The 23,972-nt window shown below is 46.1% G+C and carries 24 protein-coding genes and 1 pseudogene; 12 read left to right on the forward strand and 13 right to left on the reverse strand.

Translation table 11 applies throughout. The features are described 5' to 3' along the window. Positions 1-61 precede the first annotated feature (61 nt). The 5 genes from RIB93_RS00090 to RIB93_RS00110 all read right to left on the reverse strand — a co-directional run bounded on the left by RIB93_RS00090 (position 62) and on the right by RIB93_RS00110 (position 3,760). Positions 62-301, reverse strand: coding sequence for a phycobilisome linker polypeptide (locus RIB93_RS00090; protein ID WP_446369111.1), 240 nt, complete (start codon positions 299-301; stop codon positions 62-64). Positions 302-591: 290 nt separating this feature from the next. Further along, complete coding sequence (locus RIB93_RS00095) at positions 592-1,461, reverse strand: phycobilisome rod-core linker polypeptide (RefSeq protein ID WP_446369113.1); 870 nt, start codon at positions 1,459-1,461, stop codon at positions 592-594. 278 nt (positions 1,462-1,739) lie between these two features. Further along, the gene (locus RIB93_RS00100) at positions 1,740-2,561 is read right to left on the reverse strand and encodes a phycobilisome rod-core linker polypeptide (protein WP_446369115.1); all 822 of its coding nucleotides are present in this window, start codon (positions 2,559-2,561) and stop codon (positions 1,740-1,742) included. A gap of 102 nt (positions 2,562-2,663) precedes the next feature. Next, on the reverse strand, positions 2,664-3,152 hold the full coding sequence (gene cpcA / locus RIB93_RS00105; RefSeq protein ID WP_446369117.1) for a phycocyanin subunit alpha: 489 nt from the start codon (positions 3,150-3,152) through the stop codon (positions 2,664-2,666). An 89-nt stretch (positions 3,153-3,241) separates the two neighbouring features. Next, complete coding sequence (locus RIB93_RS00110; RefSeq protein WP_446348749.1) at positions 3,242-3,760, reverse strand: phycocyanin subunit beta; 519 nt, start codon at positions 3,758-3,760, stop codon at positions 3,242-3,244. Between the two features lie 908 nt (positions 3,761-4,668). Between RIB93_RS00110 and RIB93_RS00115 the strand changes: the two genes are divergently transcribed. The 4 genes from RIB93_RS00115 (at position 4,669) to RIB93_RS00130 (ending at position 7,872) form a co-directional block, all read left to right on the forward strand. Beyond that, the gene (locus tag RIB93_RS00115) at positions 4,669-5,187 is read left to right on the forward strand and encodes a phycocyanin subunit beta (protein ID WP_446369119.1); all 519 of its coding nucleotides are present in this window, start codon (positions 4,669-4,671) and stop codon (positions 5,185-5,187) included. A gap of 78 nt (positions 5,188-5,265) precedes the next feature. After that, positions 5,266-5,754, forward strand: coding sequence for a phycobilisome protein (locus RIB93_RS00120; protein ID WP_006103226.1), 489 nt, complete (start codon positions 5,266-5,268; stop codon positions 5,752-5,754). Between the two features lie 350 nt (positions 5,755-6,104). After that, the gene (locus tag RIB93_RS00125; protein WP_446369121.1) at positions 6,105-6,887 is read left to right on the forward strand and encodes a HEAT repeat domain-containing protein; all 783 of its coding nucleotides are present in this window, start codon (positions 6,105-6,107) and stop codon (positions 6,885-6,887) included. Positions 6,888-7,254: 367 nt separating this feature from the next. After that, positions 7,255-7,872 (forward strand): HEAT repeat domain-containing protein, encoded by a 618-nt coding sequence (locus RIB93_RS00130; protein ID WP_446369123.1) that lies wholly within the window; start codon positions 7,255-7,257, stop codon positions 7,870-7,872. Here the strand turns inward: RIB93_RS00130 and RIB93_RS00135 are convergent. The 3 genes from RIB93_RS00135 to RIB93_RS00145 form a co-directional block, all read right to left on the reverse strand. After that, a complete protein-coding gene (locus tag RIB93_RS00135; protein WP_446369125.1) occupies positions 7,869-8,195 on the reverse strand; it encodes a chromosome segregation ATPase in 327 nt (108 codons plus the stop codon). The two genes, RIB93_RS00130 and RIB93_RS00135, sit on opposite strands and share 4 nt — an antisense overlap. A gap of 367 nt (positions 8,196-8,562) precedes the next feature. Beyond that, positions 8,563-8,889, reverse strand: a complete 327-nt coding sequence (locus RIB93_RS00140; protein WP_446369127.1) for a hypothetical protein — start codon at positions 8,887-8,889, stop codon at positions 8,563-8,565. A 95-nt stretch (positions 8,890-8,984) separates the two neighbouring features. Beyond that, the gene (locus tag RIB93_RS00145; RefSeq protein ID WP_446369129.1) at positions 8,985-9,944 is read right to left on the reverse strand and encodes an orange carotenoid-binding protein; all 960 of its coding nucleotides are present in this window, start codon (positions 9,942-9,944) and stop codon (positions 8,985-8,987) included. Positions 9,945-10,270: 326 nt separating this feature from the next. Here RIB93_RS00145 and RIB93_RS00150 point away from each other — a divergent pair, with 326 nt between their 5' ends. Together RIB93_RS00150 and RIB93_RS00155 are read left to right on the forward strand one after the other, a co-directional pair. Then, entirely contained in the window at positions 10,271-10,858 is a 588-nt protein-coding gene (locus RIB93_RS00150) for a hypothetical protein (RefSeq protein ID WP_446369131.1), read from the forward strand. 509 nt (positions 10,859-11,367) lie between these two features. Further along, positions 11,368-12,117, forward strand: a complete 750-nt coding sequence (locus RIB93_RS00155) for a phycobilisome rod-core linker polypeptide (RefSeq protein WP_446369133.1) — start codon at positions 11,368-11,370, stop codon at positions 12,115-12,117. On the opposite strand, the gene RIB93_RS00160 is transcribed toward RIB93_RS00155, so the two are convergent. Next, positions 12,114-13,106, reverse strand: coding sequence for an RluA family pseudouridine synthase (locus RIB93_RS00160; RefSeq protein WP_446369135.1), 993 nt, complete (start codon positions 13,104-13,106; stop codon positions 12,114-12,116). The genes RIB93_RS00155 and RIB93_RS00160 overlap by 4 nt on opposite strands. A gap of 150 nt (positions 13,107-13,256) precedes the next feature. Further along, positions 13,257-13,391, reverse strand: a pseudogene (locus RIB93_RS00165) (DUF1802 family protein); the annotation flags it as partial. A gap of 81 nt (positions 13,392-13,472) precedes the next feature. On the opposite strand from RIB93_RS00165, the gene RIB93_RS00170 reads away from it, so the two are divergent. The 6 genes from RIB93_RS00170 to RIB93_RS00195 all read left to right on the forward strand — a co-directional run bounded on the left by RIB93_RS00170 (position 13,473) and on the right by RIB93_RS00195 (position 20,515). Continuing rightward, the gene (locus tag RIB93_RS00170) at positions 13,473-14,357 is read left to right on the forward strand and encodes a sugar phosphate nucleotidyltransferase (protein ID WP_446369137.1); all 885 of its coding nucleotides are present in this window, start codon (positions 13,473-13,475) and stop codon (positions 14,355-14,357) included. A 72-nt stretch (positions 14,358-14,429) separates the two neighbouring features. Next, positions 14,430-15,089 carry a restriction endonuclease subunit R gene (locus tag RIB93_RS00175; RefSeq protein WP_446369139.1) on the forward strand — a complete coding sequence of 220 codons (660 nt, stop codon included), beginning with the start codon at positions 14,430-14,432 and terminating at the stop codon, positions 15,087-15,089. A 435-nt stretch (positions 15,090-15,524) separates the two neighbouring features. Then, a complete protein-coding gene (locus tag RIB93_RS00180; RefSeq protein WP_446369141.1) occupies positions 15,525-16,625 on the forward strand; it encodes an ABC transporter ATP-binding protein in 1,101 nt (366 codons plus the stop codon). Then, positions 16,625-17,425 (forward strand): ABC transporter permease, encoded by an 801-nt coding sequence (locus RIB93_RS00185; protein ID WP_006104075.1) that lies wholly within the window; start codon positions 16,625-16,627, stop codon positions 17,423-17,425. Before RIB93_RS00180 ends, RIB93_RS00185 begins: the two co-directional genes overlap by 1 nt. Positions 17,426-17,581: 156 nt before the next feature. Further along, positions 17,582-19,393 carry a Gldg family protein gene (locus RIB93_RS00190; RefSeq protein WP_446369143.1) on the forward strand — a complete coding sequence of 604 codons (1,812 nt, stop codon included), beginning with the start codon at positions 17,582-17,584 and terminating at the stop codon, positions 19,391-19,393. Positions 19,394-19,609: 216 nt separating this feature from the next. Further along, positions 19,610-20,515 (forward strand): DUF4340 domain-containing protein, encoded by a 906-nt coding sequence (locus RIB93_RS00195; RefSeq protein ID WP_446369145.1) that lies wholly within the window; start codon positions 19,610-19,612, stop codon positions 20,513-20,515. Positions 20,516-20,679: 164 nt separating this feature from the next. Here RIB93_RS00195 and RIB93_RS00200 read toward each other — a convergent pair whose 3' ends face one another. The 3 genes from RIB93_RS00200 to RIB93_RS00210 all read right to left on the reverse strand — a co-directional run bounded on the left by RIB93_RS00200 (position 20,680) and on the right by RIB93_RS00210 (position 23,966). Next, positions 20,680-21,702 (reverse strand): WG repeat-containing protein, encoded by a 1,023-nt coding sequence (locus RIB93_RS00200; protein ID WP_446369147.1) that lies wholly within the window; start codon positions 21,700-21,702, stop codon positions 20,680-20,682. 395 nt (positions 21,703-22,097) lie between these two features. Then, positions 22,098-23,489, reverse strand: coding sequence for a malic enzyme-like NAD(P)-binding protein (locus tag RIB93_RS00205; RefSeq protein ID WP_446369149.1), 1,392 nt, complete (start codon positions 23,487-23,489; stop codon positions 22,098-22,100). Between the two features lie 330 nt (positions 23,490-23,819). Further along, on the reverse strand, positions 23,820-23,966 hold the full coding sequence (locus tag RIB93_RS00210) for a glycine zipper domain-containing protein (RefSeq protein WP_446369151.1): 147 nt from the start codon (positions 23,964-23,966) through the stop codon (positions 23,820-23,822). Positions 23,967-23,972 lie beyond the last annotated feature (6 nt).

Genomic DNA, 23,972 nt, shown 5'->3' on the forward strand with positions numbered 1-23,972 from the left:
AATTAGCATAGTATTTCCCCTTACCCCTTACCGTTTACCAGCCTTCAGTTTAATCCGCCAACTAACTATCAGAATTCACGGGATGAATATTGACAATTGTCCCTCCCATGCGGGTAATGCGGCGCATTTCTTCATTCATGCGATTGTAAGGCACTTTAATGAAGACACTGCCGCTTTTGCGAAAGGGGTATTCGTTTTTGTCATTGGTTTCATTTTGACGCAAACCCGTGACTTCATAGGTAAAGAAACGGTTCCCCGATGGGCTGTTAGGTGCACTGCTTGCTGCTACTTGACCTAGCATAGTAATCAATTCTCCTTTTGAGTATTTGTAACTATTTTAATTATCAATCATTCAAGTTTCTGATTTAGACCGATAAACAGCTATTTTTATCCGGCTTAATTCTCAACTTGTCTGCTCACTCAACATACCAATGGGACTAGAGTCTCAAGAGTTAGGAGATTAGAAATAATATAACGATTTCCGCTATTTTCTCTCTAGTCCTAATCTCTCCAGTCCCCAGTCCCATCTGCTCCGTTCAGATCGGTTCAATCTCCCTCTTTCTAGAGGACGTCAACGTCTGCCTTCTTGGACTAAGCTGGTGTAATACTAGCCACTTTACCCCCTAGACGGTTAATCTGTTGGAGTTTGTTGGATAGTTCTTCATAAGGAACTAAGAAGGCTTTGCTGCTGCGACGAACTTTAGGATATCTGGGATTAATAATCCCCGCTACTTCGACACGATAAACTTTGCCTTGTGTGCCATAAGGGACAGGACCTCCCAATGCCTTACTAGGGGTTTCACCCTTCGCAGACTGGCGATATGCCCAGCCCTCATTCGCACCGGATGGTCCAACCACGGCTGAAGCAAAATTCTGTGCTAAATCAGTCGCCAGACGCGACTCACTTCCTGCCAACTGAGCGCGATCGCTATTGGCATAACCGCGATACAGTTGGAACATGCGGGTAAACCCGACGGTTTTCTGACCCCGTTGGGTCTCAAAACCGCGATAATACGGGACGATATAATCACCGAAGTTCTCTTGATACTCTTCACTATCAATGTAAGAGTCAATATCGGCGTCGTACCCTTGGGTTTCGTACAAATCTAGGTGGTAAATTACCTCAGACTCATCGTAAGGTGCGCGACCTAATAGGTGCTTGTAATTGAGTTCAATTACACGGGTTTGAAAATTGCCGTAGAAAAACTTGGTTTTATAAAGTTCTGATTTGGCAACACAACGCACAAATTCGCGCACGTTAATATACCCATTCCGCAGCAGTGACTCGGCACTGGTTAAGCGTTCAGACGCCATCAAATAGTCATTACCCAACAGTTGACGGTAGACGGCACGAATCACCGCTTGGATATCATATTCAACCCAATCAGGGCGCAATTCTACCGGAGTTGGATTACTATACGCTTCTGTCCCTAGTCGGGACGCTGCTGTTGTAATAGCCACTTAAATTTCTCCTGATTAAACGCCAATGTTGAAATCGTGAAGTACCCCAACTTGCTTCGCTCTTATTTGGCTTCCAACCTTTTAAAAACAAGGACGGTCTTATTCGTCTTTGGGATTTCCCGCTTCATCCGCCGACGCCTCCAAAGGTTGCCCTCTATTGGTCTTACTCCGCGTCCACAGGCAGCTACCCGTCTTCCACAGGACCCGATATTTTGTTAGCCCGCTTGGTTTTCGCAGTTTATGGTTGTACAGACGCGCTAGTTTGGTCTGTACTATCTTTAAGCGGGTATTATTTTTGTCACCTTACCGCCCATCTTATTGATTTGTTGTAACTTTTGTGAAAGCTGCTCGTAAGGGACGTAATATTCCGTCTGACTGCGGCGGATTCGGGTCATGCGTCCGGGTTTGGGGATTTGAATCACCTGCACGATATAAATCTGCTCGCGAGTGCCGCCACGAGTACCCACGATCGCTTGTCCTTGCGAATCAGCGTAGATCGCAGACGAGGTATTCAGCGCCACTTCCCGCAACAGACGAGAACGATTCCCCGCCGGCTGAGTGCGATCGCTACTGCCTAATCCGCCAAATAGTTGGAAAATTCGGCTATACCCTACGGTTTTCTGATTGCGTTGGGTTTCAAATCCAATCGGATAGGGAACAATGGACTCGCCAAAGTTCTCTTGATACTCCATTGAGTCCAGGTAGGAGTTTATCTCTGCCTCATACCCCTGTTGATTGTACAAGTCAGTATGATACGCAATCTCTGACTGGTCGTAGGGCGCTCGTCCCAAAAAGTGCTTATAATTCAGTTCGATAAATCGCACTTGTGGGGTGGAGTAGAAAAACTTCTCCCGGTATAGTTCCGATTGACCCAGGGTTCTAATAAAATCGCGAACACTGATTTGACCATAACGCAGCAGTGATTCCGCACTGGTTAACCGCTCAAACTCCATCAAGTTATCGTTACCGAAGACTTGTAGATAAGCGGCTCGGATCACCAATTGCAAATCATCTTCCGTCCAATTTTGACGCAGCTCCACTTTTGGAGACTCCGCAAATGCAGCAATTCCTAACCGCCTTGCTGCCGTTAAACTTGTCATCTCAACCCTCCCTGAAAATGAATAAAACGATACCCGGAAACGCCAACAATTGCTAACCCTTTTTGCTAACAACTGCTTGCCTTTCCGGGCAAGGCGATCAATCTAGCTCAGGGCGTTGATCGCATAGTCAAGATAGGAATTGGCTTCAACGGCAGGATCGCCAGACAAGCCATGGTTACCTTTGATGTACTTGAGGGCTTCAATGTACCAGCTAGGAGACAGTTCAAATGTGCTGTTGATTTCATCAATCCCAGCAATCAGGTACTCATCCATCGGGCCGGTACCGCCTGCGACTAAGCAGTAGGTTACCATCCGCAGGTAGTAACCAATGTCACGAGAACACTTGGCTTTCCCTACAGGAGTAGAAGCATAGTTCGGTCCCTGCATCTGAGTGGTGTAGGGGAACTTTTGGTACACCGCGTTAGCTGCACCGTCGATCAAGTTTGTCGCTTTGTCAGTTAACGCTCTAGCTGCTTGTAAGCTGGCTTGAGCTTGCTTAAACCGACCAAAGGCAATTTGGATTTCGGTGCTGCTTAAGAAACGTCCTTGTGAATCGGCAGCGGCGACTGCTTCTGTCAATGGCGTCTTCATCGTCGAGATATCTCCTTAATCTTTTGCTTACTTTTTCAAACGTGTTGATGAAGTTTAAACTTCAACAGGCAATCTTTTTTTACCTTGTTTTAGGCAACCGCGTTGGCAGCCATGTCAAAGTAGCTACCGATTTCGGACATTAAAGCGCTGCAATCACCAGGAGTGATATTGTTACGGTCATTCGCAAGTGCGATCGCGGCATCCTTCATTTTTTGCACGCCAGCAGCAACAGACGCTCCGGGTACACCCAGCGCTACATAAGTTTCACGCAAACCGTTTAGGCAGCGATCGTTCAGTACACTGGAATCTCCGGCAAAAATTGCGTAGGTAACATAGCGCAGGATGATTTCCATATCCCGCAAGCAAGCCGCCATCCGACGACTGGTGTAGGCGTTACCACCAGGAGCAATTAACTGAGGCTGTTCAGCAAACAAAGCACGAGCCGCATCAGCAACGATTTTAGACGAGTTGCTGGTGATCCGGTTAACCGAATCCATCCGCTTGTTGCTTTCAGCAACCATTGCATTCAAAGCATCTATCTGAGAGCCGGTCAGCATTTCGCCTCGCGTATCAGCTTGGCTTACCACCTTGGTGAATGCATCAAACATGAACTCAAATCCTCCTTTGCTTGGTTGAGTCTAGGGTTTAATTCTAGACAGGTTAGGTCGAGACAGTGAAACCTTAACACCTGATCGGGTCTGTTCTCACGAATACCAATCACGTTCCCAGAAGGAAAACGTAAACGGAGCGTCAAGAAACCTGAGAAGATTTCCGGCTGATTATGAGAACCCCCCAAATAACGGTTATTTGGCGTTTTGGTTAACATTTACCTGTCATCTTTACCCTTCAGGTTACTTTTATACAATGATGTTGAGTTTTTATTTGTTACAAATTGTTAAGTTTTTAATCCTTGGCGGATCAAACTCGCCAATCCTGAGGATGTCCAAACTGCTCAAGCTACCATTGCCAGAGGGTTATAGATTTCCGGATTACGCGACAACCTCATTTTCCAGTTCTGTCTAGGGGCGGAGATCTTGATCCCCCTCTTCATCGCCTTTATGAGAAATTTGGTAATAATTACTTAAGCAAATATACTTACTAAAGATTATTGTCTGATTTTTTTGTAGTTACAAAGCAATTTAGTGTTAACACCTTAAACCCACGATATTCCCCTACCCCTTAACACCCTTATCCATTAAGAAACATTACGTTGAATGAGATGATGTGCCAGACGGGAATAGAAGGCTCAAAGCGTTGGTAAATCAAAGATTGCCCGTAAATTTTCGGCATCGTAGTCTTAACAAAAGTAAACTTAAAATCGCTGATTAGTTTACAAAATGTAAATTTTTTAATCAAAGGAACCATCCTTAACCCTTTCTATGAGAAGGTTTGAGCAAAATCATGTACAATGACATGCAACTTAATATTTTTTAACGCTTAAAAATATTCAGCCTATTGTATAAAGAAACCTAGATCAATGATTCAAACAACGTTTAGCTAGGAGATCTTAATTAAGATGCTTGATGCGTTTTCCAAAGTCGTGGAGCAAGCCGATAAAAGTGGTGCCTATCTGAGTGGCGATCAAATCAACGCCCTTTCAGCGATGGTGTCGGAAAGCAATAAGCGTTTAGATACGGTTAACCGTCTCACCAGTAACGCTTCCATGATCGTCGCTAATGCGTACCGAGAATTAGTAGCTGAACGTCCCCAAGTGTTCGCTCCCGGTGGTCCTTGTGACCATCATCGTAACCATGCCGCTTGTATCCGGGACATGGGCTTTATTCTCCGTTATGTCGCCTACTCGATGGTGGCAGGAGATGCCAGTGTGATGAATGACCGTTGTCTCAATGGTCTGCGGGAAACCTACCAAGCGCTAGGAACACCAGGAGATGCCGTAGCATCCGGGATTGGCAAGATGAAAGATGCCGCGATCGCCATTGCCAATGACCCCAGTGGCATTACCCAAGGAGATTGCAGCGCTCTGATGTCTGAATTAGCGAGCTATTTTGATACAGCAGCAGCCGCCGTTGCTTAAGGTCGAGTTTAAACGGCTTTTTGACAATTAAATCTGACAACTTAACTAAGTCAATCATTTAGGAGAACAACAATACTGATGAAAACCCCAATTACTGAAGCGATTGCTGCCGCTGACGTGCGCGGTTCTTATCCGACTAATACTGAAATGCAAGCCATTTTTGGTCGTTTCAGTCGGGCGAAGGCGGGTCTGGATGCTGCCAAAGCGTTTACTGATAATGGTCAGGGATGGTCTGAAGCTGCTGCTAATCATGTTTATCAGAAATTCCCCTACACCACTCAAATGGAAGGACCTCAATATGCCTCGACTCCAGAAGGCAAGTCCAAGTGTGTGCGGGATATTAACAACTACTTGCGCGTCATCAGCTACTGTTGCGTAGTGGGTGGAACGGGTCCACTGGATGAATATGTGATTGCTGGCGTTAAAGAATTCAACGCGGCTCTCGGTTTGTCGTCCAGTTGGTACGTGGCGGCTCTAGAATTTGTCCGTGACAATCATGGTCTATCGGGAGATGTTGCTGGAGAAGCGAACATTTACCTCAACTATGCCATCAATGCTTTGAGCTAGAAATGATTGAGGCTACCTGGGAAGTCATGCATTCAGTAGAGATGTTTGAGAACAGATCTACACAAACCACAAGCGGGTTTGTAATAGTAGGCTCTACTTGAGTTCCCTTGTACTAGCCTGTATCGGGTCTGGAGGATAGGCGATAAGCAGTTATTGTCTATCAATCAGACCCGAATCTTGTTTATAGTAGAAGGCGGCAAGGTAGAAGGCTGGTGGGTTTCGACTTCGCTCAACCCACCCTAGGGTATATCAAAGGTTTTAGCGCTCCCTAAATGCCCGCTTTTGAGTGCCATTCGATTTAAAATATATATAAATAAAAAGCGATTTAGATCTCAAAATTTTTGTATATAATGACTACCGCTTCTCCTCCCCAACCCATAAGTTCGGCAGAAACTGCGATCGCAGCCTTAAACGGAGACGATAATCAGTTACGCTACTATGCCGCGTGGTGGCTGGGTAAGAATAAAGTACAGGACTCGTGGACGGTGCTATGTGAAGCCCTCCAAGATGAAGCCTATCGCACCCAAGCAGGTGGATATCCCTTGCGGCGTCAGGCGGCGCGAGCATTGGGCGAGTTAAAAAATCCCCAAGCTGTACCTGGGTTAATTGCTGCCTTAGATTGTCCGGATCTCAGCCTCCGAGAGGCAACGATTCAGGCTTTAGCCGCGATTGGCGATCGCATAGCTGTCTCCCCCTTGCTGAATCTGCTAAACGCTCAAGCAGAGCAACCCTATGAAGCCTTGATTGAAGCGTTAGGAACATTAGAAGTTTGGCAAGCCCGTCCCCAGATTGAACCCTTTTTAACCCATCCGTCGGAACGGGTTCAATGTGCGGCGGCTCGGTATTTATATCTATTGACAAAAGAGCCGCAATATATTGAGCGGATTATCCAGAATTTGGATCATCCGAATATGTATTTGCGCTGGGCGGCGATGTTTGACCTGGGCGCGATCGGTCATTTAGCCGCAGCGCAGGCGATCATTGAGGCGAAGGTGCCGAATAGTTTAAAGCTGCTGAATATCAAGCGAATGTTAGAAGCCATCTTAGAAAGTGATCCAGAAGCCGAATCAAACCAGCCAGATAAATGCCAGTTTCTGATGGACACCATTGATCAGTTATTAATTCAGCTATAGCAGGGGAGCTGGGGAAGCAGAGGGAGCTGGGGAAGCAGAGGAAGCAGAGGGAGCTGGGGAAGCAGAGGGAGCTGGGGAAGCAGAGGGAGCAGAGGGAGCAGAGGGAGCAGAGGGAGCAGAGGGAGCAGAGGGAGCTGGGTAAGCAGAGGGAGCTGGGGAAGCTGGGGAAGCTGGGGAAGCTGGGGAAGCTGGGGAAGCTGGGGAAGCTGGGGAAGCTGGGGAAGCTGGGGAAGCTGGGGGAGATGAGGGAGATGAGGGAGAGAATTTACAAATGACGAATGACAAATGACCAATGACCAATGCCAATGACAAATGACCAATGACCAATGCCAATGACAAATGACCAATGACCAATGACAAATGGCCAATGACAAATAACAACGGACAAAAATTACAACAAGCGGTTACGCCTAACGAAGCCATAGAAGCGATTCAGGCGTTAGTCGCTCACCCGCAGCGTGTTAGTGAGGACGTAATCACAGCCTTAATTGGGGCATTAAGTCATCATCATCCGGCTGTCCCTGCCGCCGCTGTAGACGGGTTAGTGGAATTGGGGTCAGCCAGCGTTAATCCTTTAATTGCCGCCTTTGAAGCCTCTGGTGACCAAGCGGTGCAAGCCCATATCATTCAGGCGTTAGCGCGAATTGGTGATCCAAAAGCGCTGAGTTTGTTAGAGGACGTCATTGGCACATCCATCGCCAACCACTGTCAAGGCAATGTCCGGCGCGTCGCGGCAAGAGGATTAGGGAGGATTGGCAGTTTAGCCAAGGATGCAGCAATTATTCGTCAAGCCATAGATAAATTGACCTGGGCGTTATTGACGCCAGAGGATTGGGCGCTGCGTTATGCTGCGATCGCGTCTTTACAAGATATTGCCCAACCAGAAGTTATGCCTCCCTTACAACAGGCGTTGACTCAAGAGTCGGATCGGGTAGTACAAGCACGGCTCAATCGCGCGATCGCACAGTTACAATCCAGCAGCTAGCGGCTAGCTGCCAACATTAGACTCACTTGTGCTTGTGGCAATGGTTTCGGTTCAATTCTCTGACAGGACTCAATCGTTTGAATGTGAGGTCGCACGGCTTTAAAGCTAGCCAAATTTAATAAAACGATATCTTCGTACACTGAATCATCAGGAGTTTCAACCGCTAAAATTAAATCGTCCAGATTATTTTGTTTGATAACAACATTCAGACATCTCAAAAATAAATCACGTTTCTTGTGGCGAACATTGACCAAGTACCAATTACCGTGAATAGGCGGCGGTTCTTCGGGTGGCTTGATAGGTTTGATTGGTGGTAATTCCAAAACGACTAAAAGTCCTTTCTGTTTGCTAACTTAAGATATCCGGGTTTCCGGGTTTAACCATTCAGGAAGATTATAGCAAACGGGGAGTTTGAGGGGAAATCATAAAACCAAACGCAATTGCTGTTCGGTTGCAAATAAAACAACAGAATGGATGCCATTCGAGAATTATTGCAAAGCTATTATTTTTACTAACCCAAAAGGCTCTCTTGCACTTTGGCTTATAAGCAAAGCTTATTATTGCTGAAAAGATTATAGGACAAGTCTTTCAGATCAATAGTTTCAGTATAAAACGCGAATCCCGTAAAGGGAGGAGAAGCCCACAGCCGAATCTTTGATTGACTGTGGGAGTACGTCACTGTGTGGAAGGTTACATCCGAGCCAAGGCATTTATTTTAGCCAGTTTACTCTGCTCTAAACCGCTCAAATCTTCCAACTTTAGCCACTCTTCTTTAACTAACCGAGCGAAAAGAAACAGGAGAGCGGAATAGTCGTAGTCGTACTTACCATCAATATCATGCCGCCTTGCACTCAAAAAATCGTGCAGACGCCAAACCTGATCGAGTTCAGTAACTCCACTGGCGTATTCCCGCACCTGTGTGATCAAAGCATTCGTTTCTCGTTGATAGGCTTTCTCAAAAGCATCTTTGGCAATTTGCTGCTCTACTTCAGACCAAATAATTTCGTTTACTTGCATTATCCAGTATGACGAACACTCCCAATCAATAGGAGCAGGGAGTGTTCGCTCGATCATTAACAACTTGTTACAGTTTACCCCTACTCAGGATGGCTTTAGCGAGCCAAGTTGAGTAACTCCTTCGGCGAGGCTAATAAATCAATTGCCACAAAGTAGATTTTGTTCTCAGGATTGAGCAAGAATCGCCACGCCATATTCATTCCTACTCCGGCACCGAACCAAGGCGTTTGAACTTTACCTGTGACTTTGATCTGAGTATACCCCTCTTCTGTCGGTTCAGAAACTCCCTGTTCCGGCAGTAGCTTCAGGTTCTGGCATTCTTCCCGGAAGAAGCGGTAAACGGCATCTTTACCAATGATCGGTCTTTGGAACGGAGGTTGCAGCGCTCCATCATCAGTGAACAGTTTGATCAGGGCGTCAAAGTCATTGGCATTCATGTAATTCATGTAGCTTAACACCGTCTGATTGTCAACCCCTTGGATTGCCACCGACGTCCGTTGAGACATTTGCTGAGGCGGAACAATCGGCTCAGTTACCTTTTTGTAGCTATCCAGTTTACTCGGATCAAACCCCATATCCACAACCGCATTCCGCAGCACCGTAATTTGCTGTCCCGGATCGAGGTTGCGAATGGCTTGTAGCACGGCGGATGCATTGGCGGATAAGCGATAGCCTTCGGGAATAGGCGCGACTGTTCCCTGTTCCATCCATTGTCCGAGCTGATACCAAAAGCCAAGCTTGATATTAGCTGACCAACTGGCATACGTGCGGCTAATCGGCGCATCGGCGCGGTTTGCCAAGTCACACATGACCTGGGTTTGCTCTTGGAAGGACTTTTGCTTAATTTGATTCAAGGTTGGTTCTGCAAGCACCATACTTGCTGCTCCTGGTGCAGCAATGGTGATGGTTTTGCCCATTTCCAGGTAAGCAAACCAGATCAATGCCAATTGATCTTCAGCACTAAGTTGACTGAAACGGGCAATCGTAGCTGGTACAGCATCGGCTGTTAAGGTTTCAGGAAATATACTACGAGCCGAATCAATGGTAAAAGGCATTCAGGATCTCCTGTTTAGGTAATTTATCGAATATACTACGTCAGCACTTGCCCTGAGCCGTTTAGAACTCTCTGGAGGCAGGCAAAAACTTTATTCACTACAAACAATATTAACAAACCGTGAACAAATGTAAATATATATTTTGAGTTTTTTGTATCTTTTTTGGCAGTTTTTTTTCAGCAACTAATGCTTATCATTTTCATCAGGCTTATCTATCGTTCTTGGGGAACCTGTCAAACTGTCTCCATCGGGAGTAAAGTCCTGAACGCTTGCTTAGTCGTGGTTTGAGCTTGCTTATTAGCCTGTAAGCCGTTAAAATTTAGGGAATGTTTGAGCAGCTAGACAAATTGAGTCCGTATTGGGTGGAGAAATCCCAAAGTATTAACAAACCATTGGTACGTGGCTATGAGTACCTAGAAGCTGTACGTCAGCTCGCTTTAGAGCCACGTATGGTTGATATCAGCGATAATCATCGGGTACGCGATCGCATCTGTACCTGGATTGGCTACAACATTGATACAGTCAACGTTGAACTCAATTCTTGTCTCAATGCCTGTCATGACTGTTTTCATCCAGAATTACGTCGTTCGATCCAGATCGGGGCAGCGCCGTTAGCCCAAGAATATGGGATTGATGGCTTTTGTAACATTCTCCTCAATCCAGTTACCATCCTCATCGATGTGGGACGAACCGCACCGCAAGATTGGTTAGGTATTGTCGTCCATGAATATGCCCATGCTCATTTAGGCTCACCGGGTCATGATCGGCGGTTTTTTGACGTTTTGTCTCATCTTTGCCTAGGACTCGGATTACAACCTCCAGTCTGGCAACCTGATTTAGAAAACTATTTGCGAAATTGGCCCCACTGTCGTTCCCTGGCAAATCCCTTGGCGTTCTGGATGGGTTACTTTTAGTCGGGAACGGGAAGATGGGGGAGCAATAAGACCGACGCCATAATTTTTAATGGGGCGTTGGGATACACTGGACTCCCCCAACATCAATGTGGTAAATTGACATAGACTTCGATACATCTGCTCACAAAGCTAGTTGAAATTGCTGCAATGTGAGTTGATTCTCGAATTCGATAATCAACACCTCGACTCCGCTCGGTGTTGACGCCCTCGCGGAGTCGAAGCGTCAACAACCAAGGCAAATCAAACTAACCAGTACCGCCGGGCTAGCGGGAATGGAAACTGCCTGTGCAGACGGTCTACCGGGGACTGAAATGTACTCGTCTCAGTCTAGGTAAGTGTCGAAATCCCGCAAGGCTTCCGCCGTGAGCGTCAGCCGAACGGGAAAAACCAGGAAATCCAAGTTGTGAAGCTTGGAAGCCCACACCAGAATCTTTGATTTGGTGTGGGATGATGTCACATAGTTGAAAGTTAAGGTTTGTAAGATTTTCTAAGATTACGGAGATTTAAACGTGGCGCTACCTTTATTAAGCTACACTCCGGTAAGTCAAAATCAGCGTGTCGCTGGTTATGAAGTATCGGGAGATGAGCAACCGAGGATTTATACAACTGAGAACATCCTGTTCGGCACAGACATGGATGAATTGATCGAAGCGGCATACCGTCAGATCTTCTTCTATGCCTTTGCTTGGGATCGGGAACGGTTCTTGGAATCCCAACTCCGCAATGGTCAACTAACCGTGCGGGACTTTATTCGTGGATTGCTGCTGTCGAAAACCTTCTACAACAGCTTCTACGAGAAAAACAGCAACTATCGCTTTGTTGAACAATGCGTGCAACGGGTACTGGGGCGCGATGTTTACAACGAACGCGAAAAAATTGCTTGGTCTATTGTTGTGGCGACGAAGGGGATTAAGGGCTTCGTTGATCAACTAATCAACAGCGAAGAGTACCTGACCAACTTTGGCTATGACACCGTTCCCTATCAACGGCGTCGTGTATTGCCGGGTCGTCGTCAAGGTGAAAGACCCTTTAACATTAAATCACCCCGCTACGACGGCTACTACCGTGCTAAACTGGGCTTCCCCCAAATTATTTGGCAGAACGAGGTACGCCGTTTTGTCCCGCAAGACAAGCAGGCTAAAGCCGGTGATCCCACGAACTTTCTGGATATGGCACGGGGAGTTAATGCCAAACCTAATCCGCTTCCTCGCGTGTCTGCCCAGAATATCGATTATATGTCCCGTGTACCTAAGCGTTAGGTATTAACGGATGAAGCACGCCGCCGCAGTACGGTTAGGAGTGTGCTAAAGGCTGGGGGGAGTGGGGCAATAACCTCAATCCAATCCCCAGATTTATTGTCCGTCCTCTGGTCTCCTTGGTTAGGAGAGAGGGGACGGGCAATTGTATTGGGATGCTGTAATCGTAGTCGCCATGCATGAAGTGCTTGTCCAGGGAGATTGACGCCGATATCTCGACCTTTACTATACACGGGGTCTCCGACAATTGGATGTCCGATATGGGCGGTATGGACGCGAATTTGATGGGTTCGTCCGGTTTCTAGTTGGAAGTGGATTAGGGTATAGTTACCCAGGCGTTCTTTAATCTGCCAATGGGTAATCGCTGGGCGTCCGCCTTTTTCTGGGGGAACGACTGCCATTTTTTTGCGATCGCTCGGATGGCGTCCGATGGGGAGGTTAATTGTGCCAGTTTCGGTGGCGGGAGAACCATAGACGACGCCGAGATAGTCTCGACGGGCGGTTTTGGCTTTGAGTTGAGCTTGTAGGTGATGGTGGGCGTGGTCGGTTTTGGCGATCGCGATCGCACCGGTGGTATCTTTGTCTAAACGGTGGACAATTCCGGGACGTTGTACGCCACCAATTCCAGCTAGGTTGGGGCAATGGGCAAGCAGGGCATTGACAAGTGTGCCGTTTTCGTGTCCAGGGGCGGGATGCACGACTAAGTTAGCGGGTTTGTTGACAATCAGAATTTGGTCGTCTTCATAGAGGATATCCAGGGGAATCGCTTCCGGTTTTAAGTCTAAGGGTTTGGCGTCGGGGATAGTTAGGTGGATAGAGTCTCCGGGTTGAATGGTGGCTTTTTTAGAGGTGCAGAGGTTATGGTTAAGCTGTACATTGCCCTCTTCAATCAGTTTTTGAATTCGAGAACGAGACAAATCCGGTAATTGTTGAGCAAGATAGCGATCGAGTCTATCACTGTTTTCTTGGTTGTATAAATTAATTTCTTTCACGCTTGTTTGACTTAGTTTCGTGCTATAGACCAAAATTAACCTTAACCCGTAGGATGGGTTAGGCGATACTTAGGGGCTGCTGAATAAGTGGTGTGGTGAGGGGGAGCAAGGGAGCTGGGGGAGCAAGGGTACATTTTCCTGACAGGGGCGCTTCCATTTAAAACGCCCACTGGCAAATTGTTCATTCCAGATGTGGTAGGGTAGCAGGGCATCTAATGCGGCTTGAGTGCTGATTTGAAAAATATCGGTAATGGTTGCCCAACTGCCAATCCGTACCGTTTGCGGTTGTTAATGGCATTGGCAACGATTAAAACTAATTTTTTAAATAGATTGTCTTATTTTGATTCATAATTCATAATTTAGATCATGTCCAGCCAGATTGTTCGTAAAGCCGTAATTCCCGCCGCCGGATTTGGTACTCGCCTGTTTCCAGCTACAAAGGTGGTGAAAAAAGAACTATTTCCAATTATCGATCGCGATGGGCGGACGAAGCCCATTATTTTAGCGATTGTGGAGGAAGCAAGGCGTGGCGGTATCGAAGAAATTGGGATTGTGGTGCAACCGAGCGATCGCGCCATTTTTGAGGCGTTCTTTAAAACTCCCCCGAAACAGGCACTTTTGGACAAACTCTCTGGTTCAAATCAGGACTATTGTCAGTATCTGCAAGAGTTAGGAGAGCGGATTACTATCTTAACCCAGGATGAGCAAGAAGGCTATGGTCATGCGGTATTCTGTGCCAAGGATTGGGTGAATCAAGAGCCTTTTTTACTGTTACTTGGTGATCATGTTTATACCTCCGATACCGAAATTCCTTGTACTCGTCAGGTGGTAGAACTTTATGAAAAAACGGGTCAAAGTGTGATTGGTTTGACAGAAATGTCCGCCGAGATTATCCATAAAGCGGGTTGTGTGACTGGGGTTTGGCAGGAGATGAATTCTATTTTAGCGGTGACACAAGTCTGTGAAAAACCGGATCTGGATTACGCGCGATCGCACTTACGTGTGGAGGGGATGGCGGAGGATAAGTTTTTAGGGATTTTTGGCATGTATGTCCTCAAGCCGAAAATCTTTGAGATTCTGGCTGACAGTATTAATCAGAATCAGCGCTATAAGGGGGAATTTCAGTTAACCACTTGTCTTGATACATTACGCCAAGAGGAGGGATTGATGGGATATTGGGTCAAAGGACAATATTTTGATACCGGAATGCCAGAGTTTTATCGACAAAGCCTGATAGATTTTAGCGGCTGAATTGACACTCCAGCATTCCATGTCATCTGGAATTGACATGCACTCCAACTTATTTCCTGCCATTCTAAACCCATGACGACGCTCAATGCCAAAAACTTAACTTTAGATGATGTTCATCAGCTTTTTAATTTTTACAAACAGTACAGTACCTCATTTGAATCATTATTATCTCTCGAACCTGTAACCGAGTTTGAACAGCAGCAAGTTGAGCAAACTCGCCATGAATTTGACAATCATCTTACCTCAGCCGCTGCTTCAGAAGGTCAGGTTAAATTGGTTGCGGTTAGTCCTCTGTTACGATTAGCTGGGTTCTATCGCTATCCTTTACAAATTGCTGTTGAAGAAGGAATTTCTCGGATTACCATTACGGCTGAAGACACCATAATCACAGGTCGATTTGATATCCTGGCAATTAATAAAGCTCGACAGCCCAGAGATTATGTCCCGTTTTGGGTCTTAGTTATTGAATCAAAAAATAGCGCGGTTTCTCCATCAACAGGCTTACCCCAATTGCTGACGTATGCTTATAAAAGCTTAGAGTCTCAAGAGTCAGTCTGGGGTTTAGTCACGAACGGAGAACTGTATCGGTTTGTCTATATCCAGACAGGGAATTCGCCAACCTATCAGTTACTGCCATTTCTAAGTTTAACGGATGCTGAATCGTCTATGAAGTTGCTTCAAGTTCTAAAGGCTATTTGCCAATTACAACAGATAAAGCTATCGCCAGAGTAGAAGCTGATAGGGTTACTATTTTAGGAGTAGATTCCTTTGAGGTAAAATAGCCTTGGTAAAATGGCAAAAACGACCCAAATCATCCAGGCATTTGTGATACTCAATGACTGTATCCGCAGGTGATCGGGTTCAGGTTAGAAAATCGGATATCGGGACAGGAAATCTAATGTAGGGGCGGGTTTAGGGACAAAATTAATGGAGTCACCAATCACCTTTCTCCAAAACCCGCCCTGCCCCAATCTTTTACCCCGACATTTTTGAGGTGCGATCGCGGTTAGTAATCTGGTGGGTTTTGTTGTTCATTTATCGGTGGGGGGCGAGTTTTATTCCCTAAACCCGCCCCTACAGATTCCCTAAACCCGATCAGTAGTCGGACTATGTATGATTGATAAACGTTAGCCTAAAAAAATATCCATCCTCTCCAGTGTAATCTTTATGATCGAAGTGGATCGTCTGAGTAAGCTCTATGGCGTCACTCCAGCTATTCAGGATGTTAGCTTTAAAGTAGAACCGGGGGAAATCCTGGGATTTCTCGGACCCAATGGTGCGGGTAAAACAACTACCATGCGTATTTTAGCCGGATATTTACCCGCCACCAGTGGCACCGCCCGAATTGCTGGGTATGATGTCCATGAAAATTCTCTGGCGGTGCGCCAACGCATCGGCTATTTACCCGAAACCCCTCCCCTTTATCCAGAAATGACGGTTGAGGGATTCTTATACTTTGTCGCTCGTCTCAAAGGGGTATCCGCAGGCGATCGCGCCAAGCGGGTGAAGATGGCGATCGCACGCTGTAACCTAGTGGAAAAGCGCAAAGTCTTGATCCGCAAACTCTCCAAGGGATTTCGTCAACGAGTCGGAATTGCTCAAGCGATCGTTCATGATCCACCCGCGATTATCTTAGATGAACCCACCGTCGGACTCGATCCTCGGCAAATTATTGATGTTCGCAACTTGATCAAAAGCCTTGCAGGTGAACATACGATTATCCTGTCTACCCATATTCTGCCAGAGGTGAGCATGACCTGTAGTCGGGTGGCGATTATCAACCGAGGTAAAATCGTCGCCACCAATAGCCCAGAAAACCTGATGGCGCAGTTGACGGGAGGGGCGGGCTATGAGTTAGAAGTGGATGGGGATGCGACTCAACTGCAAAAGCTATTACAAGTGTTGCAGGGAGTCTGCTTAGTCGAAATTGTCCCCACTCAACAGTTACTCCCAAATCGCTCCTTAATTCGGATTGTGACGGTACCGGGTACTGATCCGGGACGAGATATTGCGGCTGTTACCGTAGGCGCTGGGATCGGATTGCATGAAATGCGTCGCACTCGCGCTACCCTGGAAGATGTCTTTTTAGAACTGACGACTCAGGAACGGAGGGCTGAGAACCCGGAAATAGAGACAGGGAACAATTTAGCTGAATCGCCGATCTCTGATTCTCCATCAGAAGTCCCTGAATCCAATGTTTCTCAATCCCAAGCCCCTGAATCAAAGGTTCCTGAATCAGACGTTCCCCAATCAGGAGAAGATCGTTAATGCGTATACTCTTTGGCAATATTGTGGCAATTTTCCGCAAGGAATTGCAGGGCTATTTTGCTTCACCTTTGGCTTATATAGTGGCTGGGTTTTTCTGGCTGTTGTCGGGGTTCTTTTTCGTGTGGATTCTATTAAGTCCCGATGGGATTATTCAGCAAGTGGCGCAACGCGATCAACTGGGAATGCCTACACCTCCTGTGGATGTGGCGTATGAATTTTTGAATATGTTTTTGAGTGTCATGGGTTCTCTGATTTTATTTGTTTTACCCATTCTCTCCATGGGACTCTATTCGGAGGAACGGAAGCGGGGAACGTTAGAACTGTTGGCAACTTCGCCAGTGACAAATTGGGCGGTAGCCGTGGGCAAACTATTAGGCGTGCTAACCTTCTTTACGATTATGGTGCTACCGTTACTCCTTTATGAAGTGATCGCCTTGAATGCCGCCAATCCACCCATTCAACCTTGGGTTCCCTTATTAGCCCATGCTGGATTAATTTTACTCGCCGCATCGGTACTTTCCCTGGGAATGTTTATTTCCTCGTTAACCGATAGTTCAATTCTGGCAGCTTTCCTCACGTTTGTGTTGATATTGTTCCTCTGGGTAATTGATTTAATTGCTAATCTTATCGGTGGTGCTTTTGGCGAAGCGTTAGGTTATTTATCGTTGATGGAGAATTATACCAATTTAGTTCGGGGTGTTCTGGATACCAGTAGTCTTATTTTATTTGCTAGTTATATCTTTTTGGGCATATTTCTTACCGCTCAGTCTATTGAAGCTTTCCGCTTTCAGCGATCTTAAGTTCGTAGTTGCGCTTTAGCGCCCTAAGCATTTTGGTATTGATGACAAACCTGTAACTATTTTATCACTCAGTCAGGGCGGGTTTAGTCAAATCTGGGTTAGGTCAGAAACAATAATCGTAAAACCCGCCCCTACACAATCAAAACGCTATAAACTATGACAACAAAGCCGATTAAGTGGACGTATTTAAAATATCTATTTTGGTTCGGACCGATCCTGACAATCATGGGACTTACCGCCCAAGAAGTCGCGGGGGAGTGGTCTCCTGTTTCCTTAGCGCTGCTAATTGCGGGGCTATTAATCATTGGCTTATGGTTCCTACTTCTGGATCAAATCGCCCCTGGTTTTTGGGGACGCCGTTCTACTCAAGTGGGAACTAATGCGATAATCGCCACCTTAGCGATGTTTGTGATTATCGGGTTAATTAACTTTTTAGGCGTGCGTTATGGGGTACAGATTGATTTAACCGAAAATCAACTATTTACCCTTTCACCCCAGTCACAGCAGGTGGTGAGAAATTTAGATCAATCGGTGAAAGTTTGGGTGTTTGAGAGTCCCGCTAATCCCGCCGATCAAGAACTCCTGGAAAACTACCGCCGCTATGGATCAAATTTAGAATTTGAGTTTGTTGACCCCCAGCTACAACCTGAATTAGCCCAAAAGTTTAATGTAAATTATATAGGGGAGGTTTACTTAGAATATGGGAATCAACGGGAGTTAGTCCAAACCATTAGCCCAGGGGAACGGTTATCGGAAGTCCAGCTAACCAATGCAATTGAACGCATCACAGGCGATCGCACAGATAAGGTCTATTTTCTCCAAGGTCATGGTGAACGCCCCTTAGAAGCGTCAGACGAAGGTGGATTATCTCAAGCCGTAAGTGCGTTAGAGACAAAAAACTTCACCGTCGAACCCCTAAATCTCGCTGAACAGCCAGCCGTTCCCGATGATGCGTCTTTAATCGTAATTGCTGGACCGAAACGAGCGCTGTTTGAACCGGAAGTGCAAGCGTTAGAGGAGTATTTGGCTGATGGGGGAAGTCTGTTAGTGATGATAGATCCCGATACTAATCCCGGATTAGAACCCTTACTTTCAGATTGGGGAGTGACGTTGACGAATCAGATTGTGATTGATGCGTCGGGTCAAGGGAGGTTAGTGGGTTTAGGTCCAGCAACCCCCTTGGTTACGCAATATGGAGATCATCCGATTACCCAAGATTTTGGTAGCGGATTTTCGATTTATCCCCTAGCGCAACCCGTGGATATGGAACCTGTAGAAGGGATTCAGGAAACTCCTTTGGTGATCACAAACCCCCAAAGTTGGGCGGAAAATACGCCAGAACAACAACCGTTAGAGTTTAACGAACAAGAAGGCGATCGCCCTGGTCCTTTAGTATTAGGGGTGGCGTTAAGTCGTCAAGATTCCAGCGCTTCACCAACATCAGAACCGGAAGCGGAAGAAACTCCAGAAGCTGAAGGTGAAGAAACTGATGAACCCGAAGCGGAAGAAACTCCAGAAGTGTCGCCAGAAGACACCGATGAACCCGAAGCGGAAGAAACTCCAGAAGTGTCGCCAGAAGACAGCGATGAACCGGAAGCAGACACTCCAGAAGCATCTCCCACGGCTTCGCCAGAGGAATCCCCAGAAGCCTCACCTTCACCAATCCAGACTGATGAGTCTCAGTCTCAAGAAGACGAAGCTGAATCACGATTAATTGTGTATGGTAATTCAAATTTTGCCACAGATAGTTGGTTTGATCAGCAACTCAATCCTGATATTTTTACCAACTCTGTGAGTTGGTTAAGCAAGCGAGATGAACAAGCCCTTTCGATTAGTCCCAAAGAACCCGAAGATCGCCGAATTAATTTAACACCAGTCCAATCTGGAATATTGGGATGGTTAGCCCTGTTAATTGTTCCAGCGTTTGGCTTTTTGACCGCAGGGATGCTGTGGTGGTTGCGGCGGTAAAACCATCCCATGTCTGTAGGGGCGGGTTTTACTATTATCATCTATTTGTCACCCAGATGTGACTAAACCCGCCCCGATCAAGTGATATTGTTCGCACGTCTGATTATATTTTTTAACGCAGAGGGACGCAGAGGTTGACGCAGAGGAACGCAGAGGGATCATAACCAATGACGAATGACAAATGACCAATGACAAATGACCAATGACGAATAACAAATGAAGCTACAGAAGACTACTTGGGTTTTATTAATTGTCGCCCTTTTCCTGGGAGGGTTTGTCTATTTTTATGAAATCGTGGGAACTCCCCAACGGGAAGCCGCGAAGGAAGCTGAGAAGCAACTGTTTAGTTTTGAAGAGGATGAGATTCAACGGGTTAACATTTATATTCAGGAAGAAAGCCGAAAATTTGAACGGGTGAGTGAACCTGAACCCGGTTGGCGAATGACGGAACCAAAGGATGTCCCCGCTAGTGATCCATCGGTTGCATTCCTATTAAATTTGCTAGTTGAAGGAAAGAGCGATCGCATAATTCCCAATGTCTCCCCTGAAAACCTTAAGGAGTATGGCTTAGACAAACCCCAAGCCATGGTAACGGTGCGACTTACAAACGATGAAACCCATGAAATTCTTTTGGGACAACCAGATTTTAATAACAGTTTCCTCTATGCTCAAATTGATCCGTTCTCAGATAAATCCCAGCAATCTAACGTCTTTTTAGTCCCCATGGACTTTGAATATGCTGTCAATCGCCCCTTATCAGAATGGGAGCAAACAAAAGAGGAAACACCTGAAGAAACTGAGCCATCCGATACGGAAAACGAGGAATCAACGTCTGAAACAGAACCGACTACAGAGGAAACAGAACCCGCTACAGAGGAAAAAGACCCCTCTGAAAACCAAGCTACTCCTAATAACTCTGATACTGAAACAGAGGAATCAATCTCTGAACCAACACCGACACCGGCTAACCAAAGTCCGTCCGCATCTCCCTCTCCTGAAAAGCCGTCCTCTTCTGAAGAGAAAAAGCAGTCAATAGAGGATGAAACGGCTTCTCCCAATGAGGAAACAGAATTTGAAAATCCCCCCAATGACTCTGAAGAGGAAGACAGTCCGTCGGAATAAATTTATAGTGTTTTCATATTGGCAATCCGAATGTAGAGACGTTGCATACAACGTCTTTACTGTCATACATTGAAATTGGGTATTTGTAGCGAGCAAGATGCTCGCACTACAAGAATTGCACGATTATTGACAATGAATTTTCTTAAGCTTATCCTGATAATTTGTTATTTGAGAGGATGACTGATAAAGGCATACCTGTCATCAATTCTAACTCTGGCTACCCCCTGCTGAAATGACCAAGCACTATCAAATTGAGGCTTGATGACTAAATTACCTATTTTGTTAATATAACCCCACTTGTCGCCTATTTTGATGGCGATTAACTCTTCAGAAAAGTCATACGTGTTATCAAAATGGGGAGCAATTAGCATATTTCCCTGCTGATCAATATAACCAATTTTATCGTGCATCGAGATTCCAGCCACACCTTGGACAAAATCCCCCGCCCAATCAAAATAAGGCATAATCACAAACTCGCCTTGATGATTAATATACCCCGATTTCATCGCTTGATTAGTTACAGACGCCAAGCCTTCGGAAAAAGAACTCGCATCTTGAAATTGAGGTTGAATCGCCCAGTTTCCAGTTTTATCGACATAGCCATACTGATTATTAACTTTGACCGTAGCTAACCCCTCAGAAAACGGTTTTGCTTCCTGAAATTGAGGTGGAGTAATCCAGTTTCCGGTTTTATCGATATAACCATACTGATTATTATTTTCGACAATTGCCAATCCTTCCGAAAACAAATCAGCATCGTAAAATTGAGGTAAAATTATTACCGTGCCAGTTTTATCGATATAGCCCCAATCCTCACCTTGTTTAACCGGGGCTAATCCTTCGGCGAACGATTGAGCGCCATCGAATTTGGCTGAAATTACCCAGTTACCTGTTTGATCAATATAACCCCATTTCCCATCAACTTTGACCGGGGCTAACCCTTCATTAAACGAATCAGCCAACTCGAATTGCGGTTTAATTACCAAATTTCCGCTTTGATTAATATAGCCCCACTTCCCCTCCAACTTAACCGCCGCTAACCCCTGAGAAAAATCATGTCCCGACTCTAACTCAAACGGGAAAGTAAATTGTACAGGAACAGCATTTTCGCTAGAAATTCGAGAATTATGGAAACCCTTGTTAATCGTTGATATAATCTGACATCCGGATAATGGAGTAACCAGCAAACCTAAGAAGAGACTGGTGATCTTAAAAACTAGCCAATGTCTAAACTTGTAATCTAACAATCCTCTACCCATGGGGTACTAATAACTAGGGGCTGCTGAATAAGTGGTGAGGGAGCTGAGGGAGCAATGTAGAGACGTGCCATGGCACGTCTGGGAGCTGAGGGAGCAGGGGGAGCTGAGGGAGCTGAGGGAGTTAACTCAAAACTCTACCTTACCTGTTCCCTGTTCCCTGACAAATGACAAATGACAAATGACGTAGCTTGCTTCTCGCGAAAGCGAGTTCTCCGCCGTTAAGTTTAATTGTCCCCACCTACTTAACACATCAGTGTCATCAGTGCTACCAACTGCCCACATCCCCACCCCAATCCCTCAACATAAATCAGTGAAATCAGTGTTTACCGCTTTGCTACCCCTTCATTCCGTGCGGCTTGTTGTACGGCGGCTGAAACGGCTGTCACCACGCGCTTATCAAAGACAGATGGGATAATATGTTCAGCGTCTAAATCCGTCGTAGACATCAAAGACGCGATCGCTTTTGCCGCTTCTAGATACATCGTACTGGTAATTACTGAAGCGCGACAGTCAAGGGCGCCACGAAAAACACCAGGAAACGCCAGAACATTATTAATCTGATTGGGATAGTCACTGCGCCCCGTTGCCATAACCGCTACATCATCTAACACCAATTCTGGCTGAATTTCGGGGATCGGATTTGCCATTGCCATGACAATTGGATCTCGTGCCATCGAATGTACCATTTCTGGGGTCAAAACACCGGGCACACTGACGCCGAGAAACACATCCGCCCCCACCATTGCACCGGCTAAAGTACCACTGGATTCAACGGCAAATTCCTGCTTTTGGGACGTTAAATCCGTGCGTTTGGTTGAGAGAATTCCTTTGGAGTCACACATCCAAATCCTCTTCGCCCCAGCTTGACGCAATAGCCGCGCGATCGCAATTCCCGCCGCCCCAGCACCATTAATCACAATTCGCACCTCTTCGAGGGATTTCTTCACCAGTTTGAGGGAATTAATTAACGCCGCTAAACTGACAATAGCTGTCCCATGCTGATCATCGTGGAAAACGGGTATATCTAAGACTTGCCGCAGTTTGACTTCAATGTCAAAGCAACGGGGGGCGCTGATATCTTCTAGGTTAATCCCGCCAAAAACGGGAGCGATATTTTTAACGGTTTCGATAATTGTATCGGTGTCTTGATTTGCCAGACATATAGGAAAGGCGTCAATTCCGGCAAATTCTTTAAACAGCATGGCTTTCCCTTCCATGACGGGTAATGCTGCTTGGGCGCCTAAGTTGCCTAATCCTAATACGGCGCTACCATCTGTAACAATTGCTACTGTATTACTTTTAATTGTCAGGGAGTAAACATCTTGGGGATCATCGGCGATCGCGTTACAAATTCGACCTACCCCCGGCGTATACGCCATGGCTAAATCAGCTTGGGTTTTCAGGGGAAGTTTGTTCTCGATGCTAATTTTGCCCCCTCGATGGAGATTGAACGTGCGATCATAGACATCGATCACCTTGATATGGGTAAGTTCCTTAACCGCTTGCACAATCTGTTCAGCGTGTTCGGTACTCGTCGCATCGATGGTGATTTCACGAGTCGTAATTTTGTGGGTTTGGTGAATCAGATCAATCTGTCCCAGGTTTCCCCCTACCTGTGCGATCGCGTGAGTAACAGTGGCTAACATCCCAGAACGATTGGGAAGTTGGATACGAATCGTTAAACTGAAACTGGAATTCGGTGTCAGGTCTGCCATGCTGGATTGATTTCGGGTCTCAAGCTTTCAATTGTAGACCTAATTCCCAATTCTAGGGGAAGCTATTGGTGAACAGGTGCAGGGTTGTAGGGGCGGGTTTAACCGATAACGTTGGAGACTAACCCCTAACTTAACTAAACCCGCCCTTCTTGGGGAGTAGGGGAGCGGGAGAGACAAGGGAGACGAGGAAATTTTGAATAAGGGTGGGTTTTGTTGTTTATTTATCGGTGAGGAGGGTGGGTTTTGTTGTTTATTTATCGGTGAGGAGGGCGGGTTTTGTTGTTTATTTATCGGTGAGGAGGGCGGGTTTTGTTGTTTATTTATCGGTGACTAGCTGAATTGATTCCCTAAACCCGCCCCTACAATTGTGCCTAAACCCGCCCCTACAATTGTGCCTAAACCCGCCCCTACAATTGTGCCTAAACCCGCCCCTGCAATTGTGCCTAAACCCGCCCCTACAATTGACAGATGTGCCATGGCACT

Source organism: Coleofasciculus sp. D1-CHI-01 (genome assembly GCF_040218875.1).
Taxonomy (GTDB): domain Bacteria; phylum Cyanobacteriota; class Cyanobacteriia; order Cyanobacteriales; family Coleofasciculaceae; genus Coleofasciculus.